Raw genomic sequence first — 22,254 nt, 5'->3', positions numbered from 1 at the left:
CCTCGCCCCGTCGCCAGGGCAACCCTACGAACTTACTCTATCGTCTGCCAGAAACCCAGTCGAACCGTTTAAAAGTTCGAAAGGTCACACACAGCCGATACACGCACCGCGAGACCGGATCCTTCGTCGACAGACGGAGAACCCGGTGAGTGGTTCGGTCGGGATGCCCGGGAGCAGGCGCCGGAGTGGCGGCCCGCCGTCCCTTGGGGCGAGAAGAACATTAAGCGGCGCCGGAAGGTCCGTCAAATCGAGATCCCGGTCTCCGCGAGACCGCCCTGGTCGACCGGGTGAACTCTCACCTCGCGGCCACACCGGGGTCACTTCCGGACGCGCGGACGCCCCCGGCGCCGGCGGCCGGGGGCGTCCTTGGTGGCTTGCCGGGCGGGTGCTCCGCGTCAGGCGCTAGGCGGTCACCTCGACGCCACCGACGGCGCGCTTGCCCCGGCGCAGCACCAGGAACCGGCCGTGCAGCAGGTCGGCGGCCTCCGGCACGTAGGACTCGTCGGTGATCTTCACGTTGTTCAGGTAGGCCCCGCCCTCCTTGACCGCCCGGCGGGCCGCCGACTTGCTCTCCACCAGCCCGCTGTCGGCCAGCAGGTCGACGTAGGAGGCACCGAGGGCGGGGACGGCGGCCTTGGGCACCTCGGCCAGCGCGGCCGACAGCGTACGCTCCGGCAGCTCGGCGAGGGAGCCCTGGCCGAACAGCGCGCCGGAGGCGGCGATCACCGCGGCGCACTCGTCGGCCCCGTGCAGCAGAGTGGTGAACTCCTCGGCGAGGGCCCGCTGTGCCTCCCGGGCGGCCGGCCGGTCGGCCGCGCTCTTCTCCAGCGCCTCGATCTCCTCCCGCGAGCGGAAGCTGAAGATCTTGAGGAACTTCACCACGTCCCGGTCGTCGGCGTTCAGCCAGAACTGGTAGAAGGCGTACGGCGAGGTCAGCTCGGCGTCCAGCCAGACGGCGCCGCCGGCGGTCTTGCCGAACTTGGTTCCGTCCGCCTTGGTGATCAGGGGCACGGTCAGCGCGTGCACGTGCGCGCCCGCCACCCGGCGGATCAGGTCGCAACCGGCGGTGATGTTGCCCCACTGGTCGCTGCCACCGATCTGCAGGGTGCACCCGTGCCGCCGGTGCAGCTCCAGGTAGTCGTTCGCCTGCAGGATCTGGTAGCTGAACTCGGTGTAGCTCAGCCCTTCGCCGGCCAGCCGGGCCGACACCGCCTCCCGTCCCAGCATCCGGTTGACCGGGAAGTGCTTGCCGACGTCGCGCAGGAAGTCGATCGCGGACAGCCCGGCGGTCCAGTCGAGGTTGCTGACCAGGACGGCCGCGGCGGGATCGGAGAAGTCGATGAACTTCTCGACCTGCACGCGGATCCGGCTGACCCATTCGGCGACCACGTCGGTGGAGTTGAGCGAACGCTCCTCGCTCTTGCCGCTCGGATCGCCGATCAGGCCGGTGGCCCCGCCGACCAGGCCGATGGCCCGGTGCCCGGCCCGCTGGATGCGGGTGAGGGTGAGCAGCGGCACCAGGTTGCCCACGTGCAGGGAGGGCGCGGTGGGATCGAACCCGCAATAGACCGTGATCGGACCTTCGGCCATCGCCGTCCTGAGGGCGTCGAGGTCGGTGGACTGCGCGATCAGGCCGCGCCACGCAAGGTCATCGAGGATGTCGGTCACGATCCTGGCCTTCGTTCATTCGTACGGTGGATGGAGGTGCGGCTTTCGCCGTGTTCCAAGCCTGCCCGATCCGCCGACCCCCGCGCCACTTGCCCGGCCGCGGGCGGCGTTCTCAGCCGGGCCTGGTGCGCGGTACGTGCCTGCGATACGGCGAGACGGTGGGGTCGCCGGCCACCCAGAACCGCCACGGGGTGTCGGCGGCGGACGAGACTCCGGTACGGGGCCCCGCCTGGACCAGCGCCGGATCGACCGGCTCGCCCTCCAGGATCTGGAACTCCCGCTCCGGTCCGGCACAGCAGTCGGCGCCGTCGTGCTCGCGCCGGATGCCGAGGGCGACGGCGAGGCGGGCGGGCCCGCGGGCCAGGTCGCGTTCGGGAAGGGGCCGGCCGGGGCGGGTGAGCGCGGCGGCGTCGGCGGGCCGGTGCCGGCGGGTACGGGCGATCTCCGCGCCCTCGATCACCTCGCCGGCGCGCAGCAGCACGCCCGACCCTTCGCCCTCGGGCAGGCACACCAGGTTGGCGCAGTAGTGCATGCCGTAGGTGAAGTAGACGTACAGGTGGCCGGGCGGGCCGAACATGACGGCGTTGCGCGGCGTGCGCCCCCGGTAGGTGTGCGAGGCGGGGTCGGCGCCGGGCGGGCCGTACGCCTCGACCTCGGTGAGGCGCACGGCGACCGGCCCGTGCCGCAGGACCCGCCCCAGCAGGCCGGGGGCGACCTCCGGCGCGGGCCGGTCGAAGAAGTCGCGGGCTAGGATCCGCTCGCCCACGCGGCCTGCCCGTCGACGGTCTCGCGCAGCGCGACCAGCTGGTCGCGCACCCGGTCCGGCGCGGTGCCGCCGTGCGCCTTGCGGGCGGCGAGCGCGCCCTGCACGTTCAGCACGGCGAGGGCTTCGGCGCCGGCCTCGGCGAAGTGCGGCGAGATCTTGGCGAGGTCGGCCTCGGTGAGCCGCTCCAGGATGGTGTCGTTGACCTGGCACCAGACGACCAGGTGGCCGACGGCCTCGTGCGCGTCCCGGAAGGGCACGCCCCGGCGTACCAGCAGCTCGGCCAGGTCGGTGGCCAGCGCGAACCCGTCGGGGGCGGACGCCTCCAGGCGCGCGGTGTTCACCCGCATGGTGGCGACCAGCCCGGAGACCGCGGGCAGCACCAGCAGCAGGGTGTCGACGGCGTCGAAGACCGGCTCCTTGTCCTCCTGCAGGTCGCGGTTGTAGGTGAGCGGCAGGCCCTTGAGGGTGGTCAGCAGGGCCGTCAGGCCACCGATCAGCCGGCCGGACTTACCGCGCGCCAGCTCGGCGACGTCGGGGTTCTTCTTCTGCGGCATGATCGACGACCCGGTGGAGTAGGCGTCGTCCATCTCGATCCAGCGGAACTCCTGAGAGGCCCACAGGACGATCTCCTCGCCCAGCCGGGACAGATGCACGCCGATCATGGCCGCGCAGAACAGGAACTCGGCGGCGAAGTCGCGATCGGCGACCGCGTCCATCGAGTTGGCGGCCGCGGAGTCGAAGCCGAGCTCGGCGGCGACGGCCTGCGGATCGAGCGGTAGGGACGAGCCGGCGAGCGCGCCGGCGCCGAGCGGGGAGACGGCGGCACGCCGGTCCCAGTCGCGCAGCCGGTCGACGTCGCGGGCGATCGCGTGCACGTGCGCGAGGAGCTGGTGGCCGAACGAGACCGGCTGGGCGTGCTGCAGGTGCGTCATCCCGGGCGCCGCGGTGGCGGCGTGCTGCTCGGCCTGGCTCATCAGCGCCGTCTCCAGCTCGACCAGCCGGGACACGATGTGGCGGACGTGGTCGCGCAGGTACAGGCGCAGGTCGGTCGCGACCTGGTCGTTGCGGCTGCGGCCGGCGCGCAGCTTGCCGCCGAGCGAGCCGAGCCGTTCGAGCAGGCCGCGCTCCAGGGCGGTGTGCACGTCCTCGTCGGCCACAGCGGGGCGGAAGGCGCCCGACCGGCAGGCCTGCTCCAGGTCGTCCAGCGCGCCGAGCATCCGCTCGAGCTCCGCGGCGTCCAGCAGGCCGGCGCGGTGCAGCACCCTGGCGTGCGCCCGGGACGCCAGCAGATCGTACGGCGCGAGCCGCCAGTCGAACTGTACGCTCACCGACAGCCGGGTCAGCGCGTCCGCCGGCCCGCCCTCGAATCTGCCGCCCCACAACCGCATGGGCTTGCCACCCTCAGCCACCGTTCTCCTCATCTCTGGTACGACGCTCAATCCGCGACCCTAGCCCAACCGGGCACCGCGACGGCCATGATCATGACCGGTCCGCCGGCCGCGGTGGTGCCGGGGTCGCCGGCGCGGGCGAATTCCGTGCCGTCTGTCATTTGTCTGCGCTTTCGTCAGGATTACCGCGCTAAGAGCGGCATGTTCGGCTCAGCCGGGCTGGCCGCGCCGGTCGGCCAGCCGCAGCAGCGACTCGGCCAGCAGGGCACCGCCGGCCGGGTCCCGGCTGATGACCAGGATCGTGTCGTCGCCGGCGACCGTGCCGAGGATGGTCTCCCAGTCGGCGTGGTCCAAGGCGGAGGCGAGGAACTGGGCCGCGCCGGGCGGGGTGCGCACGATCACCAGGTTGGCCGAGGCCTCGGCGGAGACCAGCAGTTCCTCGGCGACCCGCCGCAGCCGGGCGGCCGGGGTCTCCCCCGCGCCGGTCCGGGTCAGCGGGATGCGGGCGCCGCCCTCGCCGGGCAGCGCGTACACCAGGGAGCCGTCGTCGGCGCGCAGCTTGAGCGCGCCGAGCTCGTCCAGGTCGCGCGAGAGCGTCGCCTGGGTGACCTCGACGCCGCTCTCGGCGAGCAGCCGGGCCAGCTCCAGCTGTGATCTGACCTTGTGCCGGTTGACCAGCTCGGCGATCTTGTTGAGCCGGCCGGCCTTCGTCAGCGGGATGGTCATCGCGAGACCAGCCAGTGCAGCAGGGCCTTCTGGGCGTGCAGGCGGTTCTCCGCCTGGTCCCACACCGCGCTGTCCGGCGCGTCGATCACCTCACCGGTGATCTCCAGGCCTCGGTAGGCGGGCAGGCAGTGCAGGACGGCGGCGCCGGGGGCGGCGGCGGCGAGCACGGCGGCGTTGAGCTGGTACGGCATCAGCGCCGCGACGCGCTCGTCGCGGCCGTCCTCCTGGCCCATGGAGACCCAGGTGTCGGTGGCGAGGGCGTGCGCGCCGCGCGCCGCCTCGGCCGGGTCGCCGGTCACCTCGACCGAGCCGCCGGTGGTGGCGGCGATCTCGGCGGCCCGGGCCAGCACCGCCGGGTCGGGACGGTAGCCGTCCGGCGCGGCCACGCGGACGTGCAGGCCCGCGGTGGCACCGCCGAGCAGGTAGGAGTGGGCCATGTTGTTGGCGCCGTCTCCGAGGTAGGCGAGCACCAGCCCGGGGAGCGGGCCGTGCCGTTCCCGCAGGGTGAGCAGGTCGGCGAGCACCTGGCAGGGGTGGAACTCATCGGTGAGGGCGTTGACGACCGGCACGGTGGCCGCCGCGGCCATGGCCTCGACGCGCTCCTGGCCGAAGGTGCGCCACACGATGGCGGCGACCAGCCGGGACAGCACCCGGGCGGTGTCCTCGATCGGCTCGCCGCGGCCCATCTGCGAGGTGCCGGCGTCGATGATCAGCGGCTGGCCGCCCAGTTCGGCGATGCCGGCGGCGAAGGACAGCCGGGTGCGGGTGGAGTGCTTGTCGAACAGCACGGCCACCGAACGCGGACCGGCCAGCGGCCGGTGGGCGTGCCGGTCCTTCTTCATGGCCTCGGCGAGGTCGAGCACCTCGGCCTGCTCGGCGGGGCCGAGGTCGTCGTCGCGCAGGAAGTGGCGCACGGCGCCGGTCATCGGCCCACCTCCCGCAGGATGCCGGGCAGCGCGGCGGTGAAGGAGTCGACCTGCTCGGCGGTGATCACCAGCGGCGGGGCCAGGCGCACGGCGTCCGGCTGCACCGCGTTGACCAGGAACCCGGCCCGCTGCGCGGCGGCCTGTACCTCGCCGGCCACCGGGGCGGTGAGGACGGCTGCCAGCCACAGGCCGCGGCCGCGCACGCCGGCGAGCAGCGGGTGGCCGACGCCGGCGATGCCCTGGCGGAGCCGCTCGCCCACGTCGCGGACCCGGTCCAGCAGGCCGTCGCGCTCGATGGTGTCCAGCACGGCGGCCGCGGCGGCCGCGGCCACCGGGTTGCCGCCGAAGGTGGAGCCGTGGTCGCCCTTGGCGAAGGCGTCGGCGACCGGCCCGATGCCGACGCAGGCGCCGATGGGCAGGCCGCCGCCGAGGCCCTTGGCCAGGGTGAGCACGTCGGGGACGACGCCGTCGTGCTGGTGGGCGAACCATCGGCCGGTCCGGCCGATCGCCGACTGGATCTCGTCCAGTACCAGCAGGGCGCCGGTGGCGTCGCAGATCTGCCGGGCGGCGGTGAGGTAACCGTCCGGCGGCGGGACGACGCCGGCCTCGCCCTGGGCCGGTTCCAGGAACACGGCCGCGCAGTCGCCGGTGACCGCCTGCTTGAGCGCGTCGGCGTCGCCGTAGGGAACGAAGCGCACGTCGAGCGGGAAGGGGCCGAACTGGTCGCGGATGGCGGCCTTGCCGGTCAGCGACAGCGCGCCGAGGGTACGCCCGTGGAAGCCGTTCTCCGCGGCGACGAAGTAGCTCCGGCCGGCGGCCCGGCCGTGCTTGATGGCGAGCTTGAGCGCGCACTCGTTGGCCTCGGTGCCCGAGCTGGCCAGGAAGACCCGGCCGGGCGCGCCGAGCAGGCCCAGCAGCCGCTCGGCCAGCAGCACCTCGGGTTCGTTGACGAACAGGTTGGAGGTGTGCGCGATGGTGGCGACCTGGCGGCTGACGGCCTCGACCAGGGCCGGGTGGGCGTGGCCGAGCGAGCTGACCGCGATGCCGGCGATCAGGTCCAGGTACCGGTTCCCCTGCTCGTCGTGGACCTCGCAGCCCGCGCCGCGTACCAGTGCCAGCGGCGGCACGCCGTAGTTGGGCATGAAGGCGTCGGCGAACCGCTCGGTGAGCGTGGACGTTCCGGTCATGACCTCTCCTCCGGCACCACCATGGTGCCGATCCCCTCGTCGGTGAACATCTCCAGCAGCACCGCGTGCGGCACCCGGCCGTCCAGCACGTGCGCCTGCGGGACGCCGCCGGTGACGGCGGTCAGGCAGGCCTCCATCTTCGGGACCATGCCGCTGGCCAGGCCGGGCAGCAGCCCGGCGAGCTCGGCGGCGGTCACCCGGCTGATCACCTCGGTGGAGGCGGGCCAGTCGGCGTACAGGCCCTCGACGTCGGTGAGCACCACCAGCTTGCCGGCGCCGAGTGCCACCGCGAGCGCGGCGGCGGCGGTGTCGGCGTTGACGTTGTAGACCTCGCCGTCGGTGCCGCGGGCGACCGAGGAGACGACGGGGATGCGCCCGTCGTCCAGCAGGGCGCGCACCGCGCCGGCCTGCACGGTGACGATCTCGCCGACCTGGCCGATGTCGATCTTCTCGCCGTCCACCTCGGCGTGCTTGCGCTCGGCGGTGAACAGGTGGGCGTCCTCGCCGGACATGCCGACCGCGAACGGGCCGTGCCGGTTGATCAGGCCGACGACGTCCCGGTTGACCTGGCCGACCAGCACCATGCGCACCACCTCCATGGTCTCGGGGGTGGTCACCCGCAGGCCGGCGGTGAAGCTGGTCTCGATGCCGAGGCGGTCCAGGTGGGCGTTGATCTGCGGGCCGCCGCCGTGCACGACCACCGGCCGCAGCCCGGCGTGCAGCAGGAAGACCATGTCGTCGGCGAAACTCTCGCGCAGCGCGACGTCGGCCATCGCGTGCCCGCCGTATTTGATCACGACGGTGCGGCCGCGGAACCGCTCCAGCCAGGGCAGCGCCTCGATCAGGACGGCGGCCTTGGCGTGGGCGTCCGGGACGATCTGCGGGGACGGGCCGGCGGCGTCGTTTCCGGTGGTGGCGGTCATGTGGAGTACGCCGAGTTCTCGTGGACGTACTCCGCGGTCAGGTCGGTGGTGTGCACGGTGGCACTGTGCGGCCCGGCGGACAGGTCGACGGTGACGGTCACGTCCCGCGGGCGCAGGTCGACCTTGCGGCGGTCGTCGCCGGCCGCGCCGCCGCGGCAGACCCACACGCCGTTGATGGCGATGTTGACCCGCTCGGGCTCGAAGGCGGCGTCGGTGGTGCCGACCGCCGACAGGACGCGGCCCCAGTTGGGGTCCTCGCCATGCACGGCGCACTTGAACAGGTTGGACCGGGCGACCGCCCGGCCGACGGTGACCGCGTCGTCCTCGGTGGCGGCGCCGACCACCTCGATGGCGATGGCCTTGGTGGCGCCCTCGGCGTCGACCAGCAGCTGGCGGGCCAGGTCGGCGCAGACCTCGGTGACCCGGCGCTCGAACTCGGCCGGGTCGGGGGTGCGGCCGGCGGCGCCGCTGGCCAGCAGCAGGACGGTGTCGTTGGTGGACATGCAGCCGTCGGTGTCCAGCCGGTCGAAGGTGACCCGGACGGCGGCGCGCAGCACCCGGTCGAGCTCGGCGGCCGGGACGTCGGCGTCGGTGGTCACGACGGCGAGCATGGTGGCCATGGCGGGGGCGAGCATGCCGGCGCCCTTGGCCATGCCGCCGACCATGTAGCCGTCGCCGCGGCGGAAGGAGATCTTGCTGACCGTGTCGGTGGTGCGGATGGCGTCCGCGGCGGCCAGCCCGCCGTCCCGGGACAGCTGGGCGGCGGCCAGGTCCACCCCGGGCAGCAGTGCGTCCATCGGGAGCCGCTCGCCGATCAGGCCGGTGGAGCAGACGGCGATCTCGCCGGCCGAGTCGTCGAGTACGCCGGCGACCTTCTCGGCGGTGGCGTGGGTGTCCTGGAATCCGGCCGGGCCGGTGCAGGCGTTGGCGCCGCCGGAGTTGAGCACGACGGCCCGGACCCGCCCGCCGGTGAGCACCTGCCGCGACCACAGCACGGGGGCGGCCTGGACGCGGTTGCGGGTGAAGACGCCGGCGGCGGCCCGGGAGGGGCCGTCGTTGACGACCAGGGCCAGGTCGCGGGCACCGGGCGCCTTGAGGCCCGCGGCCACGCCGGCCGCGCGGAAACCGAGGGGGGCGGTGACGCTCACGCGCGGCTCCCTTCGGCGGCGGCGGCCGGGTGGCTGGTCAGGTGGCGGTGCAGGCTCACGGAGCGACTCCTGTGGTCGGAAGGCCGAGTTCTTCTGCCAGGCCGAGGGCGAGGTTGGCGCTTTGCACCGCCCCGCCCGCGGTGCCCTTGGTCAGGTTGTCGATCGCGGCCACGGCGATGACGCGCCCGGCCCGCTCGTCCAGGGCGACCTGGATGGCGGCGGTGTTGGCGCCCAGGGTCATCGCGGTGGCCGGCCAGGTGCCTTCGGGGAGCAGGCGCAGGAACGGCTCCCGCTCGACGGCGGCCTGGTAGGTCTCGCGCAGGTGGGCGGCGGTCAGGCCGGGGGCGGCCGGGGCGGTGCAGGTGGCCAGGATGCCGCGGCTCATCGGTACCAGGACCGGGGTGAAGGAGACGCGGACCGGGCGGCCGGCGACGGCGGCGAGGTTCTGCTCGATCTCCGGGGTGTGCCGGTGGACGCCGCCGGCGCCGTAGGCGGCGGCCGAGCCGATGACCTCGCTGCCGAGCAGGTGTGGCTTGGGTGCCCGCCCGGCGCCGGAGGTGCCGCTGGCGGCGACGACCACGACGTCGGGCTCGGCCAGGCCGGCCGCGAAGGCCGGGAACAGCGCGAGAGATGCGGCGGTCGGATAGCAGCCGGGGACCGCGACGCGGCGGGCGCCGCGCAGGGCCTCGCGCGCGCCGGGCAGCTCGGGCAGGCCGTAAGGCCAGGTGCCGGCGTGCGCGCCGCCGTAGAAGTCCGCCCAGGCGCCGGGGTCGCGCAGCCGGAAGTCGGCGCCGCAGTCGACGACGACGGTGTCGTCGCCGAGCCGGGCGGCGATCTCGGCGGAGGTGCCGTGCGGCAGGGCGAGGAAGACGACGTCGTGGCCGGCCAGCGTCTCGGGGGTGGTGGCCAGCAGCACCTCGCCGGCGAGCGCGGGCAGGTGCGGCTGGTGGGCCCCCAGCCGGTCGCCCGCGCTGGCGCCGGCCGTCAGGGCGCCGATCTCCAGGACCGGATGGCCGAGCAGCAGGCGCAGCAGCTCGCCTCCGGCGTAGCCGCTCGCTCCGGCGACCGCCGCTTTCATGCGCTCCCCCACCTCGCATATGTATGCATCACAATGCATGAGTCTACATAACAAGAGTATGCATCGTCGGCAGGGACCTGGCAAGCGGGCCGTAACCGGAAACCCGGCCGGAAAAAGCCGTCTTCAGCCCTTTGTCCGGCGTACCAACCGGTCGGTATCGTCGCGGTCAGGCCACGCAACTCGTACCCCAGGGAGTCAGCGCGCATGTCCGCCAGCCATGACCAGATCCGTGCGGCGCTCACCGCGCCCGGCCAGCTGTTCGAGATGGAGGAGATCGAGGTCGGCGGGACGCGGATCCGGACCTGGAAACACGCCCCGACCACCTTCCGCTCCCTGCTGGAGAACAGCCGGTTCCAGGGGGAGGCGGTGTTCGTCGCGTACGAGGACGAGCGGATCACCTACGAGGAGCACTTCTGCCGCGCGGCCACCCTCGCCGGCCGGCTGGTCACCGAGTTCGGGGTGCGCAAGGGCGACCGGGTGGCCATCGCGATGCGCAACTATCCCGAGTGGATCGTCTCCTTCTCCGCGGTGCTCGCCGCCGGCGCGGTGGCCGTGCCGCTGAACGCCTGGTGGACCACGCCCGAACTGGAGTACGGCCTGTCGGACTCCGGCGCGTGCCTGGTGATCGCCGACGGGGAGCGGGCCGAGCGGCTGCGCGGCACCGCGGTGCCCATGATCGTCACCCGGCCGGCCGGCGAGCTGCCGCCCGGCGCCCGGAGCTGGGCGGAGGCGCTCGGCGAGGTACGGGCCGAGGTGGCCCTGCCGGCCGTCGAGATCGGACCGGAGGACCCGGCGACGATCTTCTACACCTCCGGCACCACCGGCCACCCCAAGGGCGCCCTCGGCAGTCACCGCAACCTCGGCCAGGCGCCGATGTCGGTCGCCTACGCCCTGATGCGCAGCGTGGCCATGGCCGGCAAGGACCCGGCGGAGGCGGCCGGGGCCCGCCGGGTCACCCTGCTCACCGTGCCGCTGTTCCACGCCACCGGCTGTTTCGCGGTGCTCGTGCCGACCCTGTTCACCGGCGGCGGGATCGTACTGATGTACCGGTGGGACGCGGGACAGGCCCTTTCGCTCGTCGAGCGCGAGAAGGTGACCCTGATCACCGGCGTGCCGACCAACGCCTGGCAGCTGCTCTCGCACCCCGACCTCGACAAGTACGACATATCCAGCCTTGGCGGGATCAGCTATGGCGGCGCACCGGCACCGCCCAAGCTGCTGGAGCGGATCGGCGACCGGCTGCCCCGGCGCCAGGCCTCCAACGGGTACGGCATGACCGAGACCACCGCGCTGGCCATCATCAACAGCGGTCCGGCCTACGAGGCCAGGCCGGACAGCATCGGCCTGCCGGTGGCCGTCTGCGACGTGCGGGTGACCGACCCGCTCGGCCAGGAGGTGCCGGTCGGCGAGGTCGGCGAGCTGTGCATGCGCGGCCCCAATGTGATCCAGGGCTACTGGGAGCGGCCGCAGGCGACCGCCGAGACGTTCGTGGACGGGTGGCTGCACACCGGCGACCTGGTCAAGGTGGACCAGGAGGGATACGTCTACGTCGTCGACCGGGCCAAGGACATGGTCATCCGCGGTGGCGAGAACGTGTACTGCGCCGAGGTGGAGGCGGCGCTGTTCGAGCACCCGGCGGTGGACGACGTGGCGGTGATCGGCATCCCGGACGAGGAGCTCGGCGAGCAGGTCGGCGCGGTGGTACGGCTGCGGCCGGGCGCCGCGGCGACCGCCGAGGAACTGCGCGGGTTCCTGGCCGGCACGCTCGCCCCGTTCAAGATCCCGGTGCGGTTCTGGTTCCGCGAGGCGGAGCTGCCCCGCAACCCGGGCGGGAAGGTGCTCAAGACCCACCTGCGCCGGGAGACCCTCGGCGGCTGACCGCCCCGGCACAGCGCATGGCGGCCGAGGGCGGGTCGGCCCGCGCCGGAAGGCGCTCACCCACTCCCTCCGGTCAGAAGTTGACCAGGACGCCCGCGATGCTCTGCATCCAGCAGCGGTTGGTGAAGATCCGGCTGCTGCTGAGCTGCGCGCCGTCCCAGGTGCCCATGGTGTACACCAGGTAGGGGTCGTAGTCGTCGACGCAGAAGGTGCGCGGCGGGGTCGGGAGCCTGCCCAGGTCCCCGCGCACCGAGATGATCTTCGTGCAGGCCGCCGCCGGGTTCGGGTGGGTGCCGCCGAGCGGCTCGCAGGTGACCAGGGCTGCCCGGACCGGCGGCCATCGCAGCTCGTGGCCGACGCCGATGGAGAACCACCGCTTGGGGGCCGGGAGTGCCGCGCGCGCCACCGGACGCTCGGCGGCGGAGGCGGTCGGCGACCAGCAGAGCAGGACGGCGGCGAGCAGGCACCCGACCCGTCGCATCCCGCCTCCTCGTCGGCCTCCAGCGGCTCCAGCGGCTCCAGCGGCTCCAGCGGCTCCAGTCTGCCGACCGGCGTGCCGGAACCGCCCGCACCAGGGGTAAAGGGACGGTAGCGATCCCTTCGCGGAATGAAAGGACAGGTCCGAGGATCGGACGCCCGTCCCTGCCGGACGGCCACGATGGTTCGTGATGCGGCGGCATGGGCGGGCAAAATCGCGATATCCGTACCGGGGTGTCGCGCCGGCGACCGCGCCGCCGGCCCGCAGACTTGGGCCACTGTCACCCGGGACGGGAGGGACCATGGCCGGTAGGAACAGGGCCGCCGCGCGCACCGCCCTGCTGGCCGTACCCGCCATCCTGCTCACCGCGGCCATCCCCGCCCCCGCGCCGGCCCGGCCGGCCATCCCGGCACCGCCCGCCGCGACCTTCCCCCGCTGGCTGCTGCTCGCCAGGACACCGGGTGTGATCCCCTGGCCACCGGACCGGGTGGCCCTGCTGACCTGCGCGCCGCCGGGTGGAACCCATCCATATCCGGCGGCCGCCTGCGCGGTGCTCACGCCGGTCCAGGGCGATCTGCTCCGGCTCGTCCCGCGGCGGAACGTCGTATGCCCGGACGAATACGATCCGGTCACCGTGCTGTCCACCGGCAAATGGGACGGCAAGACGGTCCGGTCCCTGCGGGTCTACGGGAACGCCTGCGAGATGAACCGCAACCTCGGCGTGGTCGCCCTCTTCTGACGCGCCCGCCACCGAGGCCCGGCCGGGCACGAGAGCGGGCGGATATCACCGGGCCCATTGATCCGGTGGTGAGGCGAGCGTATGTTCCTCGCAACATTCGAGCACGCCTCATGTTTGGAGGCTCCCCATGCACGCACGCCTCCGGCGCCTGGTCACGGTCGCGTCCGCGCTCGTGATCGTGGCGCTGGCACCCCCCGTCGTGCCCGCCTCGGCCGAGACCTTCCCGCCCGACGACCACTGCCTCGGCGAGTGCGCGGACATCCTGCCGCCCGGCCAGAACGGCAACGCCACCCTGGTGGACATCCTCGCCAACCAGACGCTCGGCACCAAACCGCGGCACTCCGACGACCAGCTCGGCCGGTACGCCTCGCTGATCGCCGGCTACACCGGGCTCACCGGCGAGCAGGTCTCGTCCTTCTTCAACGACGCCTCCTTCGGCGTGCCGGACGGCCGGGTGGAGAGCACGGTCAGCCCGCGCCCGGACGTGACGATCGTCCGGGACCGGGCCACCGGCGTCCCGCACATCACCGGGACGACCCGCGAGGGCACCATGTTCGGCGCCGGGTACGCCGGCGCGCAGGACCGCCTGTGGGTGATGGACCTCATGCGGCACGTCGGCCGCGGGGAGCTCACCCCGTTCGCCGGCGGCGCCCCGGGGAACCGGGCGCTGGAGCAGAGCGTCTGGCGCAACTCCCCCTACACCGAGGACGACCTGCAGGCACAGATCGACCGGCTGCGCGACTCCGGCGGCCGCGGCGCCCAGCTGTACGCCGACGTGCGCGACTACATCGCCGGGATCAACGCCTACATCGACCACTGCATGGCCGCCCGCGACTGCCCCGGCGAGTACGTCCTGACCGGGCACATGGACGCGGTCACCAACGCCGGCGGGCCGGAGCGCTTCACCATGACCGACCTGGTGGCGATCTCCGGCGTCATCGGCGGGCTGTTCGGCGGGGGCGGCGGCGCCGAGATGCGCTCCGCGCTCGCCCGCGTCGCGGCCCGCGCCCGCTACGGCACCGCCGCCGGCGACCAGGTCTGGGCGGCGTTCCGCGCCCAGAACGACCCGGAGGCCACGCTCACCCTGCACGCCGGGCAGAGCTTCCCGTCCGGGGCCGCGCCGGCCGGCGCCACCGGCGTCGTGCTGCCCGACGCGGCGACCACCGCCCCGGTCGACCTCACCCGCAACGAGACCGGGTCGGCCACCACGGCCGCCACGGCCACGACCGCCGGCGACGGGGTCCTCGGCGGGCTGACCGTCGACGGCGCTAAGCCGCACATGTCCAACGCGGTGGTGGTCTCGGCCGCCGAGTCGGCCTCCGGCCACCCGATCGCGGTGTTCGGCCCGCAGACCGGCTACTTCGCCCCGCAACTGCTCATGCTGCAGGAGCTGTCCGGCCCCGGCATCCGGGCCCGCGGCGCGGCGTTCGCCGGGCTGAACCTATACGTGCTGCTCGGCCGGGGCACCGACTACGCCTGGAGCGCCACCTCCAGCGGGCAGGACATCACCGACACCTACGCGCTGGAACTGTGCGAGCCCGGCGGCGGGACGCCGACCACCGCCTCCACCCACTACCTGTACCGCGGCGCCTGCACGGCGATGGAGACGCTGCGCAAGACCAACTCCTGGAAGCCGACCGTCGCCGACACCACCGCGGCCGGCTCCTACGACCTGGTGATCGAGCGGACCAAGTACGGCCTGGTGACCTGGCGCGGCACGGTCGGCGGCCGGCCCACCGCGTTCGCCGAGCTGCGCGCCACCTACCGGCACGAGGCGGACTCGGCGATCGGGTTCATGATGTTCAATGACCCGGCGCAGATGGGGGACGCCGCGGCGTTCCGCGCGTCGGCGGCCAACATCCGGTTCGCGTTCAACTGGTTCTGGGTGGACTCGGCGCACACCGCGTACTACATGTCGGGTGACACGCCGGTCCGCTCGCCGGTGTCCGACCCCAACCTGCCGATGGCCGCCGACGCCGCCCACGAGTGGTCCGGCTACGACCCCGACACCACCACCGCCGCCTACACCCCGCCCTCGGCCCACCCGCAGGCGGTCGACCAGGACTACTTCGTCAGCTGGAACAACAAGCAGGCCAAGGACTACGGCGCGGCGGACGGCAACTTCAGCTTCGGCCCGGTGCACCGGGCCGACCTGCTGGACGCCCCGGTGAAGGCCGCACTGGCCGGGGCCGGCAAGCTCGACAAGGCCGGCACCGTGAAGATCATGGCCGACGCCGCGATCACCGACCTGCGCGGGAGGCGGGTCCTGCCCGACCTGCTGCGGGTGATCGGCGCCTCGGTGGACGACCCGGCGCTGGCCGGCGCGGTGGCCAAGCTGTCGGCATGGGCCGCCGCCGGCGCCCGCCGGGTCGAGGCCACGCCCGGCGGCCATGCCTACCAGCACGCCGACGCCATCCGGATCTTCGACGCCTGGTGGCCCCGGCTGGTGCGGGCCCAGTTCCGCCCCGAGCTCGGCGACGGGCTGTACCAGTCCCTGGTCAACGCCCTGCAGATCAACGAGTCGCCGTCCGGGCTCCAGCAGGGCGAGACCGCGGGCGGGCCGGCCTCCGCCAACGAGGCCCAGCCGCACAAGGGCTCGGCGTTCCAGTACGGCTGGTGGGGATACGTGAGCAAGGACCTGCGCCGGGTGCTCGGCGACCCGGTCGCCGGCCCGCTCCCCCGCGGGTACTGCGGCGGCGGCACCGTGGCCGGCTGCCGGACCGTGCTGCTGGACAGCCTGGCCGGCGCGCTCGCCGAACCCGCGGCCGTCACCTACCCGGGCGACGACTCCTGCGCGGCCGGCGACCAGTGGTGCGCCGACGCCATCCGGCACTCGCCGCTGGGCGGGATCAAGCAGTCGCTGATCTCCTGGCAGAACCGGCCGACCTACCAGCAGGTGGTGTCGTTCCCGGCGCACCGCGGCGACCCGGTCGCCAACCTGGCCCGCGGCCGCGCCGCCAAGGCCTCCAGCACCGAGCTGCTGATCCTCTACCCGGCGGCGAACGCGGTGGACGGCGACCCGGCCACCCGGTGGTCCAGCAACCGCAGCGACGACCAGTGGTTGCGGGTGGATCTCGGCGCCGCGCGGACCGTCGCCCGGGTCGTGCTGCGCTGGGAGGCCGCCTACGGCAAGGCGTACGAGGTGCAGACCTCGGCCGACGGGTCGAACTGGACCACGGTGTACGCGACCGCCACCGGTGACGGCGGCGTGGACAACGTGACATTCGCCCCGGTGAGCGCGCGGTACGTGCGAATGCGCGGCATCACCCGGGGAACGTCCTACGGCTACTCGCTCTACGAGCTGGAGGCCTACTCCCGCTGACCGCGCGGGCTCCATGCCGGCGGCACCCGGACCGGAGGTGCGGTCGCCACCCCATCGGCGGCCGCACCTCCCTGCCATCACCCGCGAGCCCCGGCGCTCATCCCTGTGACCCGCCGGACCGCCTTCCGGCGGCCGGCGGAGCCCGGGTGGCCGGTCAGGCGCCGCGCAGCCGGGCGCCGGTACGCTCCCCGGCCAGGGCGACCGCCGCGTCGCGCGCGGCGGTGGTCTCCTCGGCGGTCAGCGTGCGGTCGGCGGCCCGGAAGCGCAGCGTGTAGGCCAGGGACTTGTGACCCCGCTCCACCTGCTCGCCGGTGTAGACGTCGAACAGCCGGGCCGACTCCAGCAGCTCGCCGGCCCCGTCGCGCAGCGCCGCCTCCACCTCGGCGACCGGCACCTCCGACGGCACGACCAGCGCCACGTCCTGGATGGCGACCGGGTACGCCGATACCGGCCGGGCCTGCGCCGGGCCGGGCAGCGTGGCCTCCAGCCGGCTGAGCTCCAGCTCCATCGCGCAGGTGCGCGGTGGCAGGCCGTAGGCCTCCACCACGCGCGGATGCAGCTCGCCGGCGTGCCCGATCAGCTCGCCGCCGGCGTACAGCGCGGCGCACCGGCCGGGATGCCACGGCGCGTGCCGGTCGGCGCGGACGTCGACCTCGACGCCGGCCTCCCGGGCCACCAGCCGGCCGGCCTCCACCGCGTCGGCCCACCCCGCCGGGCGTCCCTGGCCCCACCAGCCGGACCGGTCGTGCTCGCCCGCGAGCACGACGGCGACCCGCAGCGGCTGCCGGGGCAGCGCCGCGGAGATGCCGGCCAGCTCCTCCTCGGTGGGGCGGCGATCGACGCCGAGCACCGGCGCGGTGGCCGGCGCGTCCGGCTCGGGCCGGTACACCAGGCCCGACTCGAACAGCGCCACGTCCCCGAAACCGCGCCCGACGTTGCGCACCAGGGTCTTCAGCAGGCCGGGCAGCAGGGTGGTGCGCATCAGCGGCTCGTCCTCGCTGAGCGGATTGGCCAGCCGGACGGCCCGGCGCCGCGGGTCGTCGGCGTCGAGCTGCAGGCCGTCCAGGTCACGCGGCCCGGTGAACGGGTAGGCGAGCGTTTCGACGTACCCGGCGGCGGCCAGCGCGCGGCCGACCCGGCGGCGCAGCCGCTGCACCTCGGTCAGCCCAGCACCCGCCGGGGCGGCGGGCAGCACCGAGGGGATCCGGTGGTAGCCCTCCAGCCGGATGACCTCTTCGGCCAGGTCGTTCGGGTCGGTCAGGTCCGGACGCCAGGAGGGCGGCGTCACGGCCAGCGGCCCGGCCGGGTCGGGGCCGTCCAGCAGGTCGGCGGACGGCCCGGCGCCCGCCGCGTCCGGCACCACGACCGTGCAGCCGACCTGCTCCAGCCGGCGGACGACCGTCTCGCGGCCGTAGCCGACGCCGGCGACCCGGTCGGGGTGGTCGGCCGGGATCTCGATGACCGGCGGCTCGACGTCGGCGAACGCGTGGGTGACGCCCGGTTCGGCGGTGCCGCCGCCGATCGACACCAGCAGCTGCACCGCCCGCCAGGAGGCGTACAGCGGCAGCTCGCGGTCCACGCCCCGCTCGAACCGGCGGGACGCCTCGCTGACCAGGTTGTGCCGCCGGGACATCCGCGCGGTTCCGGTGGCCGAGAAGTGCGCGGCCTCGATGACCAGCTCGGTGGAGCCGCCGGAGATCTCGGTGGCCAGGCCGCCCATCGTGCCGGCCATCGAGATCGGCCCGGAGGCGTCGGTGATCAGGATGTCCTCGGGGTGCAGCTCGCGGGTGACGTGGTCCAAGGTCTCCAGCGTCTCCCCGGGCTCGGCGCGGCGCACCACGATCGGCCCGGTCAGCCGGGCGCGATCGAAGGCGTGCAGCGGCTGGCCCAACTCCAGCATCAGGTAGTTGGTCACGTCGACCGCCGGCGACACCGGGCGCATGCCGGCCCGGGACAGCCGGACCTGCATCCACATCGGCGTCTCGGCCGCGGGGTCGAAGCCGGAGACCGTGCGCAGCACGAACCGGTCACATGCCGTCGGGTCGGCGATGGCGGCCGGGTAGGACTCGGCGTCGGTGACCGGCGGCTCGATGTCGGCCGGGTCGCGCCAGGGCACGCCGAACGCGGTGGCCACCTCGCGGGCGACCCCCCTGATGGACAGGGCGTACCCGCGGTCGGGGGTGATCTCCAGCTCGATCACGTCGTCGCGCAGGCCGAGCAGCTCGACGACGTCGGCGCCCAGCTGGGTGGTGGGGGGCAGGATCAAGATGCCGCCGTGGTCCTCCCCGACGCCGAGCTCGCGGGCCGAGCAGATCATGCCGTCGGAGACCCGGCCGTAGGTCTTGCGGGAGCCGACCTCGAAGCCGCCGGGCAGCACCGCCCCCGGCAACGCCACCGGCACCCGGTCGCCGACGGCGAAGTTGGTCGCGCCGCAGATCACCCAGCGCGGGGCCGCCTCGCCGACCTCCAGCGAGCAGTAGCGGATGGGCTTTTTGAACCCGGCGAGCTCCTCGATGGACAGCACCTCGCCGACGACCACGTTCTTGATGTCGTGGCCGACCGACTCGATCGCCTCCAGCTTCAGGCCGGCCGCGGTGAGCCGCTCGGCGACCTCCTGCGCGGTGACCGCGGGCAGGTCGACGTACTCCCGCAGCCAGGAGAGCGGGAACTTCATCAGGCCTCCATACCGAACGGGAGCGTGAAGCGCACGTCTCCCTCGACCATGTCACGCATGTCCTCGGCGTTGTTGCGGAACATCAGCGTCCGCTCCACGCCCATGCCGAAGGCGAACCCGCTGTAGCGCCCGGGGTCGACGCCGCAGGCGGTCAGCACCCGCGGGTTGACCATGCCGCAACCGCCCCATTCGATCCAGCCCTCGGACTTGCAGGTGCGGCACGGCGGGCCGCCCGGGACGGCCGAGGCGCCGCGGCAGACGAAGCAGCGCAGGTCCATCTCGGCGGACGGCTCGGTGAAGGGGAAGTAGTTGGGACGGAAGCGGGTGTCGATGCCCGGGCCGAACATGACCTCGGCGAACCGGTCGAGGGTGCCCTTCAGGTGCGCCATGGTCAGCCCCTCGTCGACCGCCAGGCCCTCGACCTGGTGAAAGACCGGGGTGTGGGTGGCGTCGAGCTCGTCGGTGCGGAAGACCTTGCCCGGCGAGATCACGTACACCGGCAGCTCACGTGACAGCAGCGCGCGGATCTGCACCGGCGAGGTCTGGGTGCGCAGCACCATGCCGGACTCGACCGAGCCGACGAAGAAGGTGTCGTGCTCGGAGCGGGCCGGGTGGTCGGGCGCGATGTTGAGGGCGTCGAAGTTGAACCACTCGCCCTCCAGCTCCGGCCCCTCGGCGACCTCGTAGCCCATCGCGACGAACGAGTCGGCGATGCGCTCCTGCAGCGTGGTGAGGGGATGGCGGGCGCCGCGCGGCGCCCGGTCCCACGGCAGGGTGACATCGACGGTCTCCTCGACCAGGACGCGCTCGTCGCGCTCGGCGGCCAGCGCGGCCTGCCGGGCGGCCAGCGCCTCGCCGATGGCCCTGCGCGCCCCGCCGACGCGCTTGCCGGCCTCGGCCCGCGCCTTCGGCGGCAGCGCGCCGATCTCGCGGTTGGCCAGGGCGATCGGCGAGCGGTCACCGGCGTGCGCCAGGCGCACCTGCTTGAGTTCGTCGAGGTCGGCGGCCGCCTCGATGGCGGCGAGGGCCTCGGCCTCCATGCGCGCCACCTCGTCGGCGTGCAAGGGCGTCACCTCGACCGGGTCATAGGTGTTCGACAAGAGTGAGCTCCGTATCCAGGACTTGAGCGGGCACGAGTCTAGTCCGTCCGGCGAGGCCCACCGGCCGCCGGCGAGCGGCGGTGGACGACCGGAAACGCCGTCGCGGCCGGGGCTTTCGAAACCCGGGCGGCCGGCGTGGGGGTGCGCCCGCCGGGCCCCCGGCGGTCGCCTCAGGCGAAGTCGGGAGTGCCGGCGGGCATGGTAAATCGGAACTCGGCGCCGCCGCCGGGCGCCCGCCGCACGTCGATCGAGCCGCCGTGCGCCTCGACCAGGCCCTTGACGATGAACAGGCCGAGCCCGGTGCCGCCGCGCCGCCGGGCATTGCCCCGCCAGAACTGGCGGAACACGCGCGAGGCCAGCTCGGGTGCGACACCCTCACCCTGGTCACGCACGGACACGGCGACTCCCCACTCCAGTGGCTCCACCACTATCGTCACCGTACCGCGCCCGTGGCGCACCGCGTTTTCCAGCAGGTTGCCGAGGATCTGATCGACCTTGTCCTGGTCGAGCCACATCTCGGGCAGCCCGCCGGTCACCTCCAGGCGGAAGCGCTCCTCGGGCTCGCCGGCCGCCACCCGGCCGGCGATGATCTTACGGGCCCGGGCGGGCACGTCGACCACCTGCCGGTGGATCTGCAGCCGGCCGGACTCGATGCGCGAGACGTCGAGCAGCTCGGTGATCAGGCGGGTGACCCGGTCGGCGTCGGCGTTCACCGTCTCCAGCATCACGCGCTTCTGGTCGTCGGTGAAGCGGCCCCACTTGGCCAGCAGGGTGGCGGTGAACCCCTTGACGCTGGTCAGCGGCGAGCGCAGCTCGTGGGCGACGGTGGAGACCAGGTCGGCGCGGCTGCGCTCCAGCCGGGCGCGGGCCGCGGCGCCGCGCAGCGTGACCACGACCCGCGCGACGTCGCCGCCGCGCTCGGGGACGCGTACGAAGCGGGCGGCCACCAGCAGCTCCTGCCCGCCGGGCAGGTAGAGCGAGCACTCGGGCTGACGACTGCGGATGCGCAGGCCGCCGTAGGCGTCCAGCCACTTCCACCAGTCACGGCCGTCATGGTCGCGGAAGGGCAGCACATCGGCGAAGTTGCGGCCGAGGACGGCCTCGCGGGAGGTGCCGGTGAGCCGGCAGGCGGCCCGGTTGACCGCCACCACCCGGCCGCGGTGGTCGGCCACCACCACACCGTCGGGCAGATCGTCGGCATCGACCGGACATGCGGCATCGCCACGTTGGTGGGACTGTCCGCCGCGCACATCGCCTCCTCGACCCTCCACGCCGACAATAGCGGGTTTCCCGGGCCGGACGGCAGCCCCACGCCCGCGCCCCGGCGGTGCCCGGCACGCCGCGGGCGGGCTACTCCGCCCGCCGGGACCGCGCCGAGGCGTACAGGCAGACCGCGGCCGCGGTGGCCAGGTTCAGGCTCTCGGCACGCCCGTAGATCGGGACGCGGACCACCTCGTCGGCGAGCGCGAGGACCTCCTCGGGCAGGCCCCACGCCTCGTTGCCGAAGATCCACGCGGTGGGACCGGCCAGATCGACGTCATCCAGGGTGTGCTTGCCCGCGCCGTCGGCGGCCAGCACGCGCAGGCCGCTTTCGCGCAGGTGGGCGACGGTGCCGGCCACCGGGACCCCGGTGACGACCGGCAGGTGGAACAGGCTGCCCGCGCTGGCGCGGACGCACTTGCCGTTGTAGGGGTCGACCGAGGCGTCGGTGAAGACGACGGCGTCGGCGCCGGCGGCGTCGGCGGTGCGCAGCACCGTGCCGGCGTTGCCGGGGTCGCGCACGTGCGCGAGCACGGCGACCAGCCGGGCGTCGGCGGTGACGGCCTCGGCGAGCGGTACGTGCACGAAACGGCACACCGCCAGCAGGCCCTGCGGCGTCACGGTCTGGGCCAGCTCGGCCATCACCTCACCGCTGGCCGGGTGCACGGGCACGCCGGCCGCCCGGGCGGCGGAAACGATCTCCGGGTGCCGGGCCGCCGCCTCGGCCGTGGTGAACAGCTCCACGGTGACCTCGGGCAGCGCCAGGGCCTCCCGGACGGCCTGCGGCCCCTCGGCGAGGAACGCGCGATCGCGGTCGCGGAACGCCCGCTTGGCCAGGCGCTTGGCCGCCTTGACCCGCGGCGCCTTGATGTTGGTCAGCTCCGAGCCGGCCATGTGCCCCCCTGGGTGCGCCCGGGGCCGCGGCCGGGCCGGCGGGCGGCGGGAACGGGCCCCGCGCCGGCCCCCGGCGGACGCCCCCGGAAAAACGGCGGG

At 73.9% G+C, this 22,254-nt stretch carries 17 protein-coding genes; 3 read left to right on the top strand and 14 right to left on the bottom strand.

The features are described 5' to 3' along the window. Window positions 1-402: 402 nt before the first annotated feature. The 9 genes from tyrS to argC all read right to left on the bottom strand — a co-directional run bounded on the left by tyrS (window position 403) and on the right by argC (window position 9,810). A complete protein-coding gene (tyrS, locus tag Sru01_RS29215) occupies window positions 403-1,668 on the bottom strand; it encodes a tyrosine--tRNA ligase (RefSeq protein ID WP_203992246.1) in 1,266 nt (421 codons plus the stop codon). 112 nt (window positions 1,669-1,780) lie between these two features. Beyond that, window positions 1,781-2,434, bottom strand: a complete 654-nt coding sequence (locus Sru01_RS29210) for a DNA-3-methyladenine glycosylase (RefSeq protein WP_203992244.1) — start codon at window positions 2,432-2,434, stop codon at window positions 1,781-1,783. Next, window positions 2,416-3,855 (bottom strand): argininosuccinate lyase, encoded by a 1,440-nt coding sequence (gene argH / locus Sru01_RS29205; RefSeq protein ID WP_203992271.1) that lies wholly within the window; start codon window positions 3,853-3,855, stop codon window positions 2,416-2,418. The genes Sru01_RS29210 and argH overlap by 19 nt, the downstream gene beginning before the upstream one ends. A 177-nt stretch (window positions 3,856-4,032) precedes the next feature. Next, the gene (locus Sru01_RS29200; protein ID WP_203992240.1) at window positions 4,033-4,548 is read right to left on the bottom strand and encodes an arginine repressor; all 516 of its coding nucleotides are present in this window, start codon (window positions 4,546-4,548) and stop codon (window positions 4,033-4,035) included. Beyond that, window positions 4,545-5,474, bottom strand: coding sequence for an ornithine carbamoyltransferase (argF, locus tag Sru01_RS29195; protein WP_203992237.1), 930 nt, complete (start codon window positions 5,472-5,474; stop codon window positions 4,545-4,547). Before argF ends, Sru01_RS29200 begins: the two co-directional genes overlap by 4 nt. Beyond that, window positions 5,471-6,661 (bottom strand): acetylornithine transaminase, encoded by a 1,191-nt coding sequence (locus Sru01_RS29190; RefSeq protein ID WP_203992235.1) that lies wholly within the window; start codon window positions 6,659-6,661, stop codon window positions 5,471-5,473. The genes argF and Sru01_RS29190 overlap by 4 nt, the downstream gene beginning before the upstream one ends. Then, on the bottom strand, window positions 6,658-7,584 hold the full coding sequence (argB, locus tag Sru01_RS29185; protein ID WP_203992233.1) for an acetylglutamate kinase: 927 nt from the start codon (window positions 7,582-7,584) through the stop codon (window positions 6,658-6,660). The genes Sru01_RS29190 and argB overlap by 4 nt, the downstream gene beginning before the upstream one ends. Further along, window positions 7,581-8,732, bottom strand: coding sequence for a bifunctional glutamate N-acetyltransferase/amino-acid acetyltransferase ArgJ (gene argJ / locus Sru01_RS29180; protein ID WP_203992231.1), 1,152 nt, complete (start codon window positions 8,730-8,732; stop codon window positions 7,581-7,583). Before argJ ends, argB begins: the two co-directional genes overlap by 4 nt. 55 nt (window positions 8,733-8,787) lie before the next feature. Further along, window positions 8,788-9,810 (bottom strand): N-acetyl-gamma-glutamyl-phosphate reductase, encoded by a 1,023-nt coding sequence (gene argC / locus Sru01_RS29175; RefSeq protein WP_203992229.1) that lies wholly within the window; start codon window positions 9,808-9,810, stop codon window positions 8,788-8,790. Between the two features lie 204 nt (window positions 9,811-10,014). Between argC and Sru01_RS29170 the strand changes: the two genes are divergently transcribed. Next, window positions 10,015-11,688 carry a class I adenylate-forming enzyme family protein gene (locus Sru01_RS29170; RefSeq protein ID WP_203992227.1) on the top strand — a complete coding sequence of 558 codons (1,674 nt, stop codon included), beginning with the start codon at window positions 10,015-10,017 and terminating at the stop codon, window positions 11,686-11,688. Window positions 11,689-11,761: 73 nt separating this feature from the next. Here Sru01_RS29170 and Sru01_RS29165 read toward each other — a convergent pair whose 3' ends face one another. Further along, window positions 11,762-12,169 carry an SSI family serine proteinase inhibitor gene (locus Sru01_RS29165; protein ID WP_203992224.1) on the bottom strand — a complete coding sequence of 136 codons (408 nt, stop codon included), beginning with the start codon at window positions 12,167-12,169 and terminating at the stop codon, window positions 11,762-11,764. Window positions 12,170-12,467: 298 nt separating this feature from the next. On the opposite strand from Sru01_RS29165, the gene Sru01_RS29160 reads away from it, so the two are divergent. Next, window positions 12,468-12,905: an SSI family serine proteinase inhibitor gene (locus tag Sru01_RS29160; protein ID WP_203992222.1), complete on the top strand. Its 438-nt coding sequence runs from the start codon at window positions 12,468-12,470 to the stop codon at window positions 12,903-12,905. Between the two features lie 127 nt (window positions 12,906-13,032). After that, window positions 13,033-16,227: a penicillin acylase family protein gene (locus Sru01_RS29155; RefSeq protein ID WP_203992220.1), complete on the top strand. Its 3,195-nt coding sequence runs from the start codon at window positions 13,033-13,035 to the stop codon at window positions 16,225-16,227. 154 nt (window positions 16,228-16,381) lie between these two features. Here the strand turns inward: Sru01_RS29155 and pheT are convergent, their stop codons facing one another. From pheT to Sru01_RS29135, 4 genes are all read right to left on the bottom strand, one after another. Continuing rightward, window positions 16,382-18,901: a phenylalanine--tRNA ligase subunit beta gene (gene pheT / locus Sru01_RS29150; protein ID WP_203992218.1), complete on the bottom strand. Its 2,520-nt coding sequence runs from the start codon at window positions 18,899-18,901 to the stop codon at window positions 16,382-16,384. Then, window positions 18,901-19,941 carry a phenylalanine--tRNA ligase subunit alpha gene (gene pheS / locus Sru01_RS29145; RefSeq protein ID WP_239137831.1) on the bottom strand — a complete coding sequence of 347 codons (1,041 nt, stop codon included), beginning with the start codon at window positions 19,939-19,941 and terminating at the stop codon, window positions 18,901-18,903. The genes pheT and pheS overlap by 1 nt, the downstream gene beginning before the upstream one ends. A 230-nt stretch (window positions 19,942-20,171) precedes the next feature. After that, window positions 20,172-21,272 carry a sensor histidine kinase gene (locus tag Sru01_RS29140; protein ID WP_373869553.1) on the bottom strand — a complete coding sequence of 367 codons (1,101 nt, stop codon included), beginning with the start codon at window positions 21,270-21,272 and terminating at the stop codon, window positions 20,172-20,174. 79 nt (window positions 21,273-21,351) lie between these two features. Next, the gene (locus Sru01_RS29135; RefSeq protein ID WP_203992212.1) at window positions 21,352-22,155 is read right to left on the bottom strand and encodes a TrmH family RNA methyltransferase; all 804 of its coding nucleotides are present in this window, start codon (window positions 22,153-22,155) and stop codon (window positions 21,352-21,354) included. Between the last annotated feature and the right edge of the window lie 99 nt (window positions 22,156-22,254).

The sequence above is a fragment of the Sphaerisporangium rufum genome, from assembly GCF_016863395.1.
Taxonomy (GTDB): Bacteria; Actinomycetota; Actinomycetes; order Streptosporangiales; family Streptosporangiaceae; genus Sphaerisporangium; species Sphaerisporangium rufum.
This window is presented reverse-complemented; position numbering and strand designations above follow the sequence as displayed.